This window comes from Chloracidobacterium sp., assembly GCA_016715795.1.
Taxonomy (GTDB): Bacteria; Acidobacteriota; Blastocatellia; order Pyrinomonadales; family Pyrinomonadaceae; genus OLB17.
Map to the genome: position 1 here is coordinate 1,257,061 of JADJXP010000002.1, position 13,423 is coordinate 1,270,483.

General features: G+C 54.6%; 17 protein-coding genes and 1 other RNA gene. 4 read left to right on the top strand and 14 right to left on the bottom strand.

The window, feature by feature from the left end:
- The first annotated feature begins 108 nt into the window (after positions 1-108).
- Both IPM59_10675 and IPM59_10680 read left to right on the top strand, forming a co-directional pair.
- Positions 109-1,272: a methionine adenosyltransferase gene (locus IPM59_10675; GenBank protein ID MBK9216044.1), complete on the top strand. Its 1,164-nt coding sequence runs from the start codon at positions 109-111 to the stop codon at positions 1,270-1,272.
- Between the two features lie 11 nt (positions 1,273-1,283).
- Positions 1,284-2,564 carry an adenosylhomocysteinase gene (locus tag IPM59_10680; protein ID MBK9216045.1) on the top strand — a complete coding sequence of 427 codons (1,281 nt, stop codon included), beginning with the start codon at positions 1,284-1,286 and terminating at the stop codon, positions 2,562-2,564.
- Between the two features lie 59 nt (positions 2,565-2,623).
- Here IPM59_10680 and IPM59_10685 read toward each other — a convergent pair whose 3' ends face one another.
- Positions 2,624-2,980, bottom strand: coding sequence for a hypothetical protein (locus IPM59_10685; protein ID MBK9216046.1), 357 nt, complete (start codon positions 2,978-2,980; stop codon positions 2,624-2,626).
- Positions 2,981-3,054: 74 nt separating this feature from the next.
- Between IPM59_10685 and IPM59_10690 the strand changes: the two genes are divergently transcribed.
- Positions 3,055-3,237, top strand: a complete 183-nt coding sequence (locus IPM59_10690; GenBank protein MBK9216047.1) for a hypothetical protein — start codon at positions 3,055-3,057, stop codon at positions 3,235-3,237.
- 27 nt (positions 3,238-3,264) lie between these two features.
- On the opposite strand, the gene IPM59_10695 is transcribed toward IPM59_10690, so the two are convergent.
- The 6 genes from IPM59_10695 to IPM59_10720 form a co-directional block, all read right to left on the bottom strand.
- On the bottom strand, positions 3,265-4,059 hold the full coding sequence (locus IPM59_10695) for a cupin domain-containing protein (GenBank protein MBK9216048.1): 795 nt from the start codon (positions 4,057-4,059) through the stop codon (positions 3,265-3,267).
- Positions 4,056-4,424, bottom strand: coding sequence for a DUF2200 domain-containing protein (locus tag IPM59_10700; GenBank protein ID MBK9216049.1), 369 nt, complete (start codon positions 4,422-4,424; stop codon positions 4,056-4,058). The genes IPM59_10695 and IPM59_10700 overlap by 4 nt, the downstream gene beginning before the upstream one ends.
- Positions 4,425-4,448: 24 nt before the next feature.
- Positions 4,449-5,423, bottom strand: a complete 975-nt coding sequence (locus IPM59_10705; protein MBK9216050.1) for a sel1 repeat family protein — start codon at positions 5,421-5,423, stop codon at positions 4,449-4,451.
- Positions 5,424-5,661: 238 nt separating this feature from the next.
- On the bottom strand, positions 5,662-5,829 hold the full coding sequence (locus IPM59_10710) for a hypothetical protein (GenBank protein MBK9216051.1): 168 nt from the start codon (positions 5,827-5,829) through the stop codon (positions 5,662-5,664).
- On the bottom strand, positions 5,826-6,275 hold the full coding sequence (locus IPM59_10715; GenBank protein MBK9216052.1) for a PIN domain-containing protein: 450 nt from the start codon (positions 6,273-6,275) through the stop codon (positions 5,826-5,828). The genes IPM59_10710 and IPM59_10715 overlap by 4 nt, the downstream gene beginning before the upstream one ends.
- A complete protein-coding gene (locus IPM59_10720) occupies positions 6,272-8,119 on the bottom strand; it encodes an FAD-dependent oxidoreductase (GenBank protein MBK9216053.1) in 1,848 nt (615 codons plus the stop codon). Before IPM59_10720 ends, IPM59_10715 begins: the two co-directional genes overlap by 4 nt.
- Before the next feature lie 134 nt (positions 8,120-8,253).
- Here IPM59_10720 and IPM59_10725 point away from each other — a divergent pair, with 134 nt between their 5' ends.
- On the top strand, positions 8,254-9,084 hold the full coding sequence (locus IPM59_10725; protein ID MBK9216054.1) for a prepilin peptidase: 831 nt from the start codon (positions 8,254-8,256) through the stop codon (positions 9,082-9,084).
- Here IPM59_10725 and IPM59_10730 read toward each other — a convergent pair.
- The 7 genes from IPM59_10730 to IPM59_10760 form a co-directional block, all read right to left on the bottom strand.
- Complete coding sequence (locus tag IPM59_10730) at positions 9,081-9,350, bottom strand: hypothetical protein (protein MBK9216055.1); 270 nt, start codon at positions 9,348-9,350, stop codon at positions 9,081-9,083. The two genes, IPM59_10725 and IPM59_10730, sit on opposite strands and share 4 nt — an antisense overlap.
- The gene (locus IPM59_10735; protein MBK9216056.1) at positions 9,351-10,091 is read right to left on the bottom strand and encodes a tetratricopeptide repeat protein; all 741 of its coding nucleotides are present in this window, start codon (positions 10,089-10,091) and stop codon (positions 9,351-9,353) included.
- Positions 10,092-10,097: 6 nt separating this feature from the next.
- Positions 10,098-10,367: a hypothetical protein gene (locus IPM59_10740; GenBank protein ID MBK9216057.1), complete on the bottom strand. Its 270-nt coding sequence runs from the start codon at positions 10,365-10,367 to the stop codon at positions 10,098-10,100.
- A gap of 54 nt (positions 10,368-10,421) precedes the next feature.
- An RNA gene (rnpB, locus tag IPM59_10745) (RNase P RNA component class A) lies at positions 10,422-10,795 on the bottom strand.
- A gap of 66 nt (positions 10,796-10,861) precedes the next feature.
- Positions 10,862-11,818, bottom strand: a complete 957-nt coding sequence (locus IPM59_10750; protein ID MBK9216058.1) for a polysaccharide biosynthesis/export family protein — start codon at positions 11,816-11,818, stop codon at positions 10,862-10,864.
- A 111-nt stretch (positions 11,819-11,929) separates the two neighbouring features.
- The gene (locus IPM59_10755; GenBank protein MBK9216059.1) at positions 11,930-12,784 is read right to left on the bottom strand and encodes a TIGR00266 family protein; all 855 of its coding nucleotides are present in this window, start codon (positions 12,782-12,784) and stop codon (positions 11,930-11,932) included.
- 26 nt (positions 12,785-12,810) lie between these two features.
- The gene (locus IPM59_10760) at positions 12,811-13,365 is read right to left on the bottom strand and encodes an LOG family protein (protein ID MBK9216060.1); all 555 of its coding nucleotides are present in this window, start codon (positions 13,363-13,365) and stop codon (positions 12,811-12,813) included.
- Positions 13,366-13,423 lie beyond the last annotated feature (58 nt).

Here is a 13,423-nt window from a genome sequence, read left to right on the forward strand (position 1 = left end):
GCGCCGTTGTTTTGGCCGATTTTCCCTTTTGACACCCACGCCGCGAATAGCTAGAATTGTCATTTCGCCTAATAGCGGGAACATCAACTGTTACGAGGAGTTTTCATTTTGAGCAGCGGAAATTTTCTATTTACTTCTGAATCGGTCACCGAAGGACATCCCGACAAGATCGCCGACAATATATCGGACGCGATCCTTGACGCAATAATCGAGCAGGACCCAACCGCCCGAGTGGCGTGCGAAACACTCGTCACCACAGGACTCGCGGTCGTTGCGGGTGAGATAACGACAACGGCACAGGTCAACTACAAAACGATAATACGCGACACGATCCATGAGATCGGCTATAACGATGCGGAATTTGGCTACGATTCAAATACATGTAGCGTGATCGATGCCATCGGCACTCAATCGCCGGACATCGCTCAGGGCGTTGACACCGGCGGCGCGGGTGATCAGGGACTGATGTTTGGATTTGCTTGTAATGAGACACCTGAGTTGATGCCGATGCCGATACAGATGGCACACAATCTGACGCGCAAGCTTAGTGAGGTACGTCGCGACGGCACAATTCCCTACTTGCGTCCTGACGGCAAATCGCAGGTGTCAATCGAGTATCGTGATGGTCGCCCGTTTCGTGTGGAGGCGATCGTTATTTCAACGCAGACTGCCGATCTCGACATCGAAGACATACGTTCTGACATCATGGAGCACGTCATCAAGCCGGTGATTCCCGCCGCGATGATCGACGATAACACCAAGTACCACATCAATCCGACCGGAAAGTTCGTTATCGGCGGACCGATGGGTGACGCAGGAGTTACGGGACGAAAGATCATCGTCGACACTTATGGCGGTTACGCCCCGCACGGCGGAGGGGCTTTTTCCGGTAAGGATCCTACGAAGGTAGACCGCTCGGCGGCTTATATGGCTCGCTATATTGCGAAGAATGTTGTCGCGGCGGGTCTAGCCGATAAGTGTACTGTTCAGTTAGCTTACGCCATCGGAGTTGCGGAACCGGTTTCAGTTTTAGTTGACAGTCACGGCACAGGGACGATAGACGACGAACGCATTGCGGACATTGTTCGAGAGAACTTTACGCTGACGCCAAAGGCTATAATTGAAACGCTCGATCTGCGCCGCCCGATCTACAAGGCGACGGCGCGTTTTGGGCATTTTGGCCGGGCGAATGATGAATTTTCCTGGGAGAAGACAGATAAGGCGGAGGCACTTAGAACCTCAGCAGAGAAAGGGATCGGGACTAACGGTTAGCTATCATTCATATGGCCGAATCAGCAATTTCAATGCAGTACGATATCAAGGACATCAATCTTGCTCCGCACGGTAAGCAGCGCATCGAGTGGGCCGACCGCGAAATGCCTGTTCTGCGGCTCATTCGCGAGCGTTTTGAGGCTGAAAAGCCGCTTACGGGGGTCAAAATGGTCGCCTGTGCTCATATCACGACGGAAACGGCGAATCTTGCCCGCACATTTCAGGCGGGCGGTGCGGAGGCACTATTGATAGCCTCGAATCCGCTGTCGACGCAGGATGATGTAGCGGCCTCTCTCGTCGTCGACTGGGGCATTCCCGTCATGGCGATAAAGGGCGAATCCACAGAGACTTACGTTCGCCACGTTAAAGCGGCACTTGAAACACACCCTAATCTCATTATCGACGACGGCAGCGATGTTGTCGCCACGATGATCAAGGAAAAGCCCGAACTGATCGCGAACCTTATTGGCACTACCGAGGAGACTACGACCGGCATCGTTCGTCTTAAGGCGATGGTCAACGCCGGCGTGCTCACCTTCCCTTCTATCGCGGTCAACGACGCTCAGACCAAGCATTTCTTTGACAATCGCTACGGGACGGGCCAATCGACGCTTGACGGCATTATCCGAGCGACCAATATCCTTTTGGCAGGCAAGACTTTAGTCGTTGTCGGCTACGGCTGGTGTGGTAAGGGCGTTGCGATGCGTGCCCGCGGATTGGGGGCGAACGTTGTCGTCACCGAGATCGACCCGATCAAGGCGATAGAAGCCGTTATGGACGGCATGCGCGTGCTGCCGATGAAGGAAGCAGCCAAGATTGGTGATTTCTTCGTAACCGTGACCGGAAACCGCCATGTTATTGACCGCGAACACTTTGCGGCTATGAAGGATGGTGCGATAGTCTGCAACAGCGGCCATTTTGACCTCGAATTGAACCTCGACGCCCTCCGCGATATGTCGCAGCCGGCAGTCACGAGGCGTCCGTTTGTCGAGGAATACCGCTCGAAAGACGACACAAAGAGCGTCATCGTACTCGGCGAGGGCCGCCTCATCAACCTCGCCGCCGCCGAGGGCCACCCTGCGAGCGTTATGGACATGTCATTCGCGAATCAGGCTCTTTCGGCCGAGTATCTTGTCAAAAACAAAGGCACTTTGCCCGCCGGCGTCCACGTCCTGCCCAAAGAGGTGGATCAGGAGATCGCCAGCCTCAAACTCCGCGCGATGGGTGTCAACATCGACGAACTCACGCCGGAAATGCTCGAATATATGTCGAGCTGGGAAACGGGAACGTAGGGTTGGTAGCAAGGGCTGAGTCCTCGTTTTTGCTGATATGAGGTGTGCATCCGATCCCCTCATTGGATAAATATTAGAAGTACTCCGCAGGGATCCCACACGTGGCATATTTTGCTGCCGCCTATAACTTCAGGTTCTGCGATTCGGGCGTTGCCGTATTTGTTCGCGTCGAGAAGCTGCTTGATGTGTTCGTACCATGCCTGAACATCCTCGACCTCAAACTTCATCATGAAGTTTTCCGCCCAATCCTTGACATAGTAGTTTTGAAGGCGAAACACAGCACCGCCAAGCCGACAATCCATTGTTCCGCCCCATCCCTCGGTTAACTCAAACCCAAGGGCGCTATAGAACCGCTTTGACACCTCGAAGTCCGCCGCGGGCGTGTAAATAACCAGCTCTTTGATCGAAAGTTTCATTTCATTATGTTCAAGCTCAATGCCACTTTTTGTAAGACCGTGATGCCGCCAAGACGTCGGGCCAAAACTGGAAGATGACGCCCGTCGATAACGAGTATTTTCGCCTGACGGCCGAGAGCCTCGGCGAAACCATAGCACTCGAGGCTATTTCATCAGACAGTTATTACTTCGAAATGGTAAAGACCTATGCCAGCGACATCTTGTCGTGGTCCGAAAACGTCGAGCGTCATATCCATCGCAGCGATCAGTTCTCATAAATGTTCTTCCCGTTACGCGGTACAAACTTAGTGGTTTCGCGGCGTGGACGGTGGACGTTTCGTGAGCATCGGGCCAATGCCGGAAATCTCGAAAACGGATTCCGTTTCAAACCATTCGACGTGCCAGATACCAGCGGGAATTACGAACGAAGAACCCGCCTCGTAAACCTGAACGCGCGCGGTCGAGAGGTCGCCCATAAGAATGAATTGTCGTCCGCTGAGAACTTTGATATGCATATCAGCCGTGTGAAGATGGGCTGCAATGCTCGCCCCGGGCTGAGCAGTCATCGTCTCCTTGAATGGTCCGGCAACCGCACGATCGCCTGAGATCTTGCTGATCGTGTACATCGTTGGCGAAACGGATTCGTCCTCAACCCGAATCCCCCACCTTCCCTGATGCTTGATCAGCAATCCCGTGTAGGAAAGAGTCGCCTTCTGCCCACTACCGCCTTCCCAATCAAAAAGACCCGTGACCACCACCGCATCTTGCGACAGGACTTCAATCGAGAGATCTCTCCACGCAAATGATTTCGGCCCCGTCCAGCGCTTTAGATAGCGCTGCTTCGTGTCTTCAAACGAAATTAATGTCTTGCTGCCATTGCCCATTCGAAAGTAACCGCGCGCATCATAACGATTAGCGATCGCCTCACGCCGGTGCTGACGAAGGTCTTCGGCATACGAATCGAAAAAGTTTCTAATTTCCTTCTCTGTCGCCGTATCATTGATAATCGGTAATTTGGGCGCTTTATTTTGCTGGGCATGAGCGGCAAAGCCACCGCAAATCAGAGTGCAAACGGCCAACAACAGTTGTACCTTTTTCATAAGTCTCCCCTATTCCGAAGGATCTTTTCCATTTTTTTGCCTTTGGCGAGTTCGTCGACGAGTTTGTCGAGCCAGCGGAGCTTTTGCATGAGCGGGTCTTCAATGTCTTCGACGCGGACGCCGCAGACGACGCCTTTGATGAGCGGGGCGTTCGGATTTAGCTTCGGGGCCTTTTCGAAGAACTCGTGAAACGTCGTCTTCTTCTCGATCACCTTCTCCAAACCTTTCTCCGAATATCCCGTCAGCCACCGAATCACCGCGTGCAGCTCGTCCTTCGTCCTGCCTTTCGACTCGACCTTGGTCACGTAATGCGGATAGACGCTCGCAAAGCTCATGTTGAACACTCTCTCCCAATTTGCGTTCATATCACACCCTCGCACTCGTCCGGTTTACTTCATCCACGGTCGTTCGCCAAAATTGTGATCCAATTCGGGGTGTTGTCTGAGCCACGCAACGGCGAGTCCCCACGCACGCTGATCCAGCGCCTTGGTCGGTTTCAGATATTCAATGAAATCGTTAGGGAAACACTTCAAGCCATCTATAGAGTGGGATATATACATCCACTTTAGAGCTAACAAAGTATTCTTGGCGACGCCCTGGCCTCGCGCATAATGCAAAGCGAGATTACACGCTCCGAAAACATTCCCTTGTTCAGCAGATTTCTTAAACCAATTTACAGCTTGTTTGTTGTTGGCTTTGACACCGATGCCTTCCGAAAGACGTATCCCCATTTCATTTTGCGCCATTCCAAATCCACGGTTGGCTGCAATTGTGTACCAAGAATGTGCTTCTTTCTCGTCTGTTGGAACGCCTAAACCCTCTGAGTAAAACTTACCAACCCGAAAACTTGCCGAGTGATAACCTAATGAATTGGCCCTCTTATACAAGCTTAGAGCTACTTCATAGTCACGTTTGACGCATCGGTTGGTCTCGTACAAGTACGCTTTGAACCAGAACGCCGGAGCGTATTCCAGAATAACCGCTCTATCCAACCATTTGTTCACGACATCGCAATCAAGTCCCGCAAACTCGACGCTCTCGTATGCCTCTGCCAAGAAGTATTGCGCCGGTGCGTAGTCTTTCTCAGCGGCTTTTCGATAAAGGGCGAGCCCTTCCCGCTGCTTGTTGCGATATTTTTCGTAATCCTTTGCGACTCTCGCTTTGTTGGATTCGTCGATCCTAAGCAGGCCTACGATTACAAGTGCTTTTGGATTGTTTTCTTTGGCTAGGGCCTCATACTCCTGAATCTGGACTGCACTGAGATTTTTGACCAGATCTCGGAATTCATCAGGAGCGAGTTCCCCTGCTATAACTCCAAAAGACATTAAGCTAATCGTCAAGATCGCCTTACAGAGAAACTTCATAAGAACCACAACCTCATAGGACGTCTAACTAGGTCGTGACATTTCCATTGGCATTACCGCCCCGCGTGATCTGGACCATTTTGCCGTACTTGACGCTGCCGGCTTTAGTGACGTTGTACCAGAATGTTTGCATGTCCCAGGCGGCGGTGGGGCAGCCTATCGCAAGAGGCCGCAGTGTAGGCAGACGTCTTCGTCTTTGAACATGACATCGGCGGTTTTTAGGCCGTTGGCGATGTTCCTACGAGCGAGCCTTTGCCCGTTTTGACTCGGCGGCGAGTTTTCTGATGTAAGCAAGTTGCTCATCGCGAGTCATGTGCATCATTTCTCGGCTCAATTGATCCCTGATCTCTCGCATCATCTTAACCGCGTCGAAACCCTTTTCTTTCTTTTTGATAGGTTGATTCATTGTTCCAAAACCTCCAACGGCGTCCTGATTTCCAGCATCGGGTAGCCGCTCCGTAAGTTAATTGAATTATACCCTCGTATGCGTGCAAGGTTAACAATGTGTTTGAAATTCCAACTGACGAGGACATCGACCCTTTGAATCGTCGCGATGGCAATGTGTTGGCAATCGGCCATGCTCGTCGCCCCAACCACTTTTTCATCGACATACATTGCGGCAAGGTCCACGGCTTCGGCGGTAGTGTTAACCATTTCAACCTGGCTGTCGTCGAACTTATCAAGATAAGTGCGGACGTGCTCGGGTGCTCGTTCCAGTTCGACGTATAGCAGTTCCGACAACACAAGCGTTAAGTCACCGTCTTCCACTTGAGCGAAGAATGCCTGCGTAGCTTTAGCGAACTCCTCGTCGAAAACGCCGCCAACCACTGATGTATCGATATAAATCCTCATTCGTGGCCACTCCTCTCAATTTGGACCATTTGACCATACTGTACCTCGCCGGCTTTAGTGATGTTGTACCAGAATTTTTGCATGTCCCAGGCGGCGGTGGGGCAGCGTTCGGCACAGAGGCCGCAGTGGAGACAGACGTCTTCGTCTTTGACCATGACGCGGCCGGTCTTGAGGCCGTCGGCGACGTAGATGTCCTGGGTGAGGTTGAGAGCCGGGACTTTGGTGCGTTGTCTCAGGTCTTGTTCGTCGCCATCGGCGGTGAACGTGATGCAGCTCGTCGGACAAATATCCACGCACGCGTCGCATTCGATGCATTTCGGGGCTTCGAAGACGGTCTGAGCGTCGCAGTTGAGGCAGCGTTTGGCTTCTTCGTAGCCAGCGAGCGGATCGAAGCCGAGCTCGACCTCCTGTTTGCGGTTGACGAGCGTCTTGGACTTCGGAGCTTGCGGCACGATGAGGCGGTCGTATTCGTCGATAGCGCTGTCGTAAGCCCATTCGTGGATGCCCATTTTCATCGAATGAAGATTGACGTGCGGCGGCGGACGGTTGGTGAGGAGGTTTTCGCCTTTGCAAAGAAGATCGATCGAGATCGCCGCCTGGTGCCCGTGAGCGACGGCCGTGATGACGTTCTCGGGGCCGAACGCTGCATCGCCGCCGAAAAATACTTTCGGGTGCGTCGATTGGAAGGTAGTTTTGTCGACGACGGGCATTTCCCATTTGTCGAATTCGAGGCCGATATTGCGCTCGATCCAGGGGAATGCATTCTCTTGTCCGACGGCGATCAGAACATCGTCTGCCGGGAAAAATACCTCGGGCTCGCCTGTCGGGACGAGAGTCCGTTTGCCATTCTCGTCGTACCTGGCTTCAACCTTCTCGAAGGTCATCCCGACAAGGCGAGGAGTGCGGACACTCTTGTCCGCACTCCGTTCGACAACGAAGCTTTTCGGGACGTGGTTATCGATGATCGGGATGTCTTCGTGCTGGGCATCTTCTATTTCCCACGGAGAGGCTTTCATAGTGGCGAACGGCGAACGGACGATGACTTTCACGTCTTCGCCGCCGAGACGACGAGCCGTGCGGCAGCAGTCCATCGCGGTATTTCCGCCGCCGAGGACGATCACGGTCTTGCCGATCTTGTCGGTGTGTTCGAATGCAACCGAGCCGAGCCAGTTAATGCCGATGTGGATATTCGACGCGCCTTCCTGACGACCGGGAAGGTCTGGCAGATCACGGCCGCGGGGCGCACCCGTTCCCACAAAGACCGCGTCGTAATCCTGATCAAGGATCTCCTTTAGGCTTGACACATATTGTTTAAAGTGTGTGTGAATACCGAGTCGTAAGATGTAATCAACCTCTTCTTCGAGCACCGATTCAGGCAGACGAAAAGCCGGAATTTGCGAACGCATAAAGCCACCGCCTTTCAGATTCTCGTCGTAGAGGTGAATTTCGTAACCAAGCGGAGCCAGATCGCGCGCAACGGTCAGTGACGCGGGGCCGGCTCCGATCAGAGCGACCCTTTTGCCATTCGGCTTGAACGGCCCGTGCGGCATGTATGGGAGCGCGTCATCACGATTGTCGGCGGCGACGCGTTTTAGACGGCAGATCGCGACCGGTTCTTCGTCTATGCGGCCGCGGCGGCATGCCGGCTCGCACGGGCGGTCGCAGGTTCGCCCCAAGATTCCCGGGAACAGGTTCGAGTCCCAGTTGATCATGTACGCCTCGGTATATTTGCCCTCGGCGATCAGCCGGATGTATTCCGGAACCGGCGTATGTGCCGGGCACGCATACTGACAGTCAACAACTTTGTGGAAGTATTCGGCATCGGCAATGTCGGTGGGCTTCACAAGAAAAATTCCTTTTGGTGAATAATTTTACTGGTAAGGCAATGATAAATGAACCTGTTATCCAAGGCCAACATAAGTTATTATGAATTGCCGCAGTCGATATGTGGCTTCCCTTCACTTAAATGCCCGAAGTAATGATCTACGTCCTCGTGTTCGTAATTGGCGCGTGTATTGGTAGCTTCCTGAACGTCGTTATCTACCGCGTGCCAAACGAATTGTCGCTGTTTCCATCATCGAAATGCCCGGATTGCGGAGCGGCGATCAAGCCCTACCATAATGTGCCGATCCTCGGCTGGCTGATGCTCGGCGGCAAGTGTGCGACCTGTAAGGTGCCGATCGCGTGGCGTTATCCGGCGGTCGAACTGTTAACGGCATCGGTCTTTTGTCTTGTCTATTGGCAGGTCGGACTGACGATATATCTGCCTGTCGCATTAGCGTTTACGGCGGCGATGATCTCGCTTGTTTTCATCGACGCCGAGCACATGATCCTTCCTAATGTGATCACGTATCCAATGTTCGTCATCGCGTTGCTCGTGAGGCTCGCGTTGCCTTTAGCCTTTGGCTATACCTTCTCCGACACACAGTATGCGCCGATCAACAGTCTTCAGACGTGGCCTGCATGGGCCGTTAGCCTCGCCGGCGCGTTGTTCGGTGCGATGGTAGGCGGCGGTTCGCTATGGCTTGTAGGAGCGATCTGGAAAGCCTTGCGCGGAGTTGATGCGATGGGCCTCGGCGATGTAAAGCTCCTCTTTGCGGTTGGGGCCCTGCTTGGGTGGCGATTGACGTTGCTGACGATCTTTCTGGGCGCGTTCACCGGGGCGTTAGCGGGAATCGTCGTCGTCCTCAGGCAGAAAGATCGCGATCTTCAAACGCAGATACCGTTTGGCATCTTTCTCGGCATCGGCTCGATCGCAGCGATGCTTTTTGGCGAGCAGATCATTCAGTGGTATCTGGGCCGTTTCTAGCAGCCGGTTAATGGTGAACATTCGCGATCGCACCGAAACGTGCCGCTGCTGAGCCTAACCGCCTTCGATTCCGGAATGCGAATACCGCACCGGGCGCATTCGACGAGCCTTCCCGCTGAACGTTCTGCATCGGTCACCGGCCGACGGGGGCCTTCTTTCAGTGCCCTCGCAAACCCGATCATGCCAACGATCTGCTTACGATACTTTACAGCGGTGAGTGCCAACAGGACCCCGAGAATCGCGAGAATGAATAAGGCCTCGCGCATCTAACGAGCCAAGCCGCCCTTTGCGTCAGCGATCAATGATGTCAGGTCCGCGATCGCAGGATTGGAAGGATTGATCTCGCGGATCCTTGCGAGGATGCGTTCGGCGTCCGTGAGCTTATTCTGCTTGACATAGACCTCAACGAGGAACTGCATCGAGCGATCATGTTTCGGATTGGTGTCGGCGACCTTCTGCAATTCGGTGGCCGCCTTAGTGAGGTCAGGTGTCGGCTGAACGAAGTAGGATATTCCTAGATCAGCACGGACGTCGGGATCGTCGGGCCGAATCACTAGGGCTTTTTGATAGATGTCGCGTGCTGTCTCAAAGCCCTTCTGATCACGCTTGGCAAATCCTACATCAAAGTGGGCGTGGCCAAGCGCGACCAACACGTCGAAATCCTTAGGATCAATTGCGTTAGCCCGCGTGAGGATGCGTAGCGATTGCTCAAGCACGCCGAGGTCCTGCTTCATGGCACCGTAGCGATAAAGACCAACGCCAAGACTCTTTTGGAAGGCAAAGTTATCGGGATTGGCGTCCGCCTCGGCTACCTTTGCCCGGATCTCCTCGGGGCTAAGGCTTTCGCTGTTCCCCTGACCGGCTGAGTTTGAATTCCCTGCAGGGCGAGCGGAGCCTGAGCGCATTGCGTTCATTTCCGACCGGTTCATGTTATTGGCAAGCAAAAAGCCGCCAATAAAGCCCGCAAGCAATGCGATGGCGGCAATTAGAACGGTATTCTTATCCATTGGGCGCTACTTCTTCTTACCCTCAGGTGCAATATATGGCAGGTCTTCGGCGCGACGCCGGGTGGGCGGGTCAGTCGCGCGACGACGTGGTACGGCGGTAGTTCCACGACGATCAACGCTGCCGGCCGGCAGGCCCTTGCCGTGGACGGCCTCGATCAGAATACGGGTGATCTCTTGTGAAAGCGTGCGATGCTCCAGCGCAGCGCGGCGGCGAAGCGATTCCTTCAACTCGTTCGGCACGTATGCGCCGATAAAAACACCTTTACGGTTAGCCATAGTGGTGATAACTCTCCTAGATTTGGGTGGCCCGAGCGCAAATTCGCCGTTGCAAGATGAAGCGCGTCGATAAGCCGAATTCTGTCACTGCATATCGCAGCGGCGGTCATTCATCTGGGCCGTGCGTTACCGCATGGCTCGAGCAGCCTACCCGGAAACGCCGCCTGTTGAGGCATCGAACGGGCCGTCCGATAGCGTTTCCCTATTTGGCCTTGCACCGCGAGGAGTTTGCCTGGCCGCGCCTGTTACCAACCGCGCCGGTGGGCTCTTACCCCACCGTTTCACCCATCACCCGTTGCCGGGCTGGACTATTCTCTGTTGCACTTGTCGTCACCCCTTGCGAGGTGCCCGGACGTTATCCGGCTCGCCGCCCTGTGGTGTTCGGACTTTCCTCTGTCCTTTCGAACAGCGACCGCCCGACGCGCTTCACTGCAAGGCTTGGCAATTATAGCAAAGATTGTTGAACATTAAAATCACGTGTTGCCAATTCCTTTCTAAGGACCGATCTCGACCACATCGCCGCTTCTCAACTGAGGGTCTGTCGCCTTACCGTCGCGTATTGCACGAAGATCGAACTTAAACAGCGACAGGACACCGCGGTCATCCTTGCGCCGGATCAACGCCCTCTTCTGGCTGCCTTTGGTGCCTCCCGCGGCTGCAATAGCCTGATAGAGCGTTTGGCCAGGTGTGAGTTCCTTCTGGCCGGCGTTGAGGACCTGTCCGGTGATGAAATATAGGACCCGGCTCTCCGGTGGGCGCTGGATAAATTCGACTGAGTTCCCGGGATAGATCAAGACGTCGTCCGTGAGCTTTTCCTTTAGCAAAAAGCTTTCAGGCTTCAGCAGCGGCGCCCTCGTGATGACCACTTGGCCCGCGCCTGGTTGGACACCCGCTTCGGCGGCGATGACGAAGAGCGGGATGGCCTCGCGCTGCAGGTTCTTTTCGCCCGGATGGTCAACCATGCCCGACACTGTGATCTTGTGGCTGCCGTATTCGCGGACACTTACCCTGACCTCGGGATCAGGAAATAATGAGATCCGGCTCGCAAGCTCACGAGCGATGGACGCGGGCGACTTGTCGGCGACGATCACCTCGCCGCCGGCCAGTTGATAATCGATGGCCCCATTCGGCCGGACCGTATAATAGCCGTGGCCCTGCGAGACGTTTGCAAGCTCGATCAGCAAAACGTCGCCGAGACCGACCTTGTAAAGCTCTGTCAGGGGAACGGGACGCTCGACCACGGGTTCGACAACGTGCCGAGGCGGACCTGCGGCCGAGCTCACCGGCACGATCGCCACGGTCTCTGCCGGTGCTATCTCGACAGTCTTCGATCGGCCGTCCGGGCTCGGTGAATACGGATTGTTCCGATTCCGTGCAGATGCGATCTGAGCGTTGGCAACGCCGGCCAACATGACAAGAATTAGAGGCACTCTGAGATCGACCTTGCGCATTGCTACCCTCTGTGAACAGAAATTGCACAGCGGGCTGTGGGCACACATCCCGCCTGACAAATAAAATTCACAAAGGCGGCCAATTTCTAGCCTTTTGTTGTCAAAGATCAGCTAACTTCCAAAACTAAAGCTGCTGCCGCCGCCTTGCGATGGGAAAAATGGCTTCAGTAATCCTGCGAAGGCCGCCAGATTACGGGTCTGGATGAGTATCTCGCCGGGCCCGGTAAATTCGGCTACCATTCCCTCTCCGCTGAGCAGACTTCGGAGATAACCGCTCTTTGCGGCCTTTCGGATGCTGTATTGCATCTGGCCTTCCCACGCAACAAGGTGGCCAGTATCGATAACATACTGCTCGCCCGGACGCAGCACTCGGCGGTGAATGGCACCGAAAGAAGAAACGAGCAGTAGGCCGGCACCCGAGACTTGAAGGAGAAAGAGGCCTTCACCGCCAAAGAAAGATTTCGCTCCGCCAAACTTTGTATCGACAACAAGGGAGGTGTCGCCTGCGAGATAAGAACTCGACTGGACCATGAACGTCTGGTTCTGCATCTCGATCCCTGCGACATCGCCGGGAGCTCCCGGTGCGAACGTGACCTCTCCGGGGCCGCCTCGAGCGGTAAATGTTGAAACAAACGCAGATTCTCCGCCAACGGCACGTTTTAGTGCACCGAAGACGCCGCCCTTCATTTCCGAGTGGAGATCGACGTTTGCCGACATTGAGACCATCGCTCCTGCCTCGGCGGCGATCGTTTGCTCCGGCTGGAGCGAGACAACCGCGAGAGCAAAGGCTCCCTGATGCTCGATCTGCCATGTGTAGCCGCGCCCTTGACCTCGCCCATCCGTGTCAAAGTGAAAAACGCCTCCGCCCGGATGAGAGGGCGAGGTTGGCGTGGCGGGCTGCTGCGCTTGTGCGAGCGGATCCGCAAGCGTGAAACCGCAAGACCCGCAGAACTTGGCCCCATCCATCAATTCGACCGTGCATTTTGGACAATTCATACAACTACTCCTCGAGATCTCTCCATTACGATTTCAGCGGCTTGCTCGGGAGTCGCCGCAAAGTTCAGCATCGATGTTTCAGCGTCAGTGACGACCAGATACTTTTGCCACGCTGCGACGATCGGCGGCCAGCACTCGCCAAGAAGGACGAGCGGCCTGCGATCGAGAACACCGGTCATCAGCTTATTCCAAACGAGCGACACCTCCGTAACCGTTCCCATGCCGCCGCGGAGAGCGACGAAGCCGACCGAGCGCGTGATCAAATTCTGCAGTCTGTCGTAAAAATGATCCGAAGCCACCTTTTCAGTAAGAAAACGATTTGGTTCGTGCCGAAACTGATTCATTACCATTCCGAGTACACGGCCACCTTTTTCTCGCGCACCGCGCGACGCAGCCTCCATCACCCCGAGATAGCCGCCGGTACAGATCGTAAATCCCGCCTCGGCAAGCCGGCCGCCGAGATCCTTGGCCTCAATATACTCCCTGCTCGTCTCAACACATTTTGAGCCACCAAATATCGTCACTATTCGCCCGGCGTTAGCAGGTTCCATTGATCATTTCTCCCATAAACGAATACTGATATTGAGCACGGCCCGGGACATCCTGTTG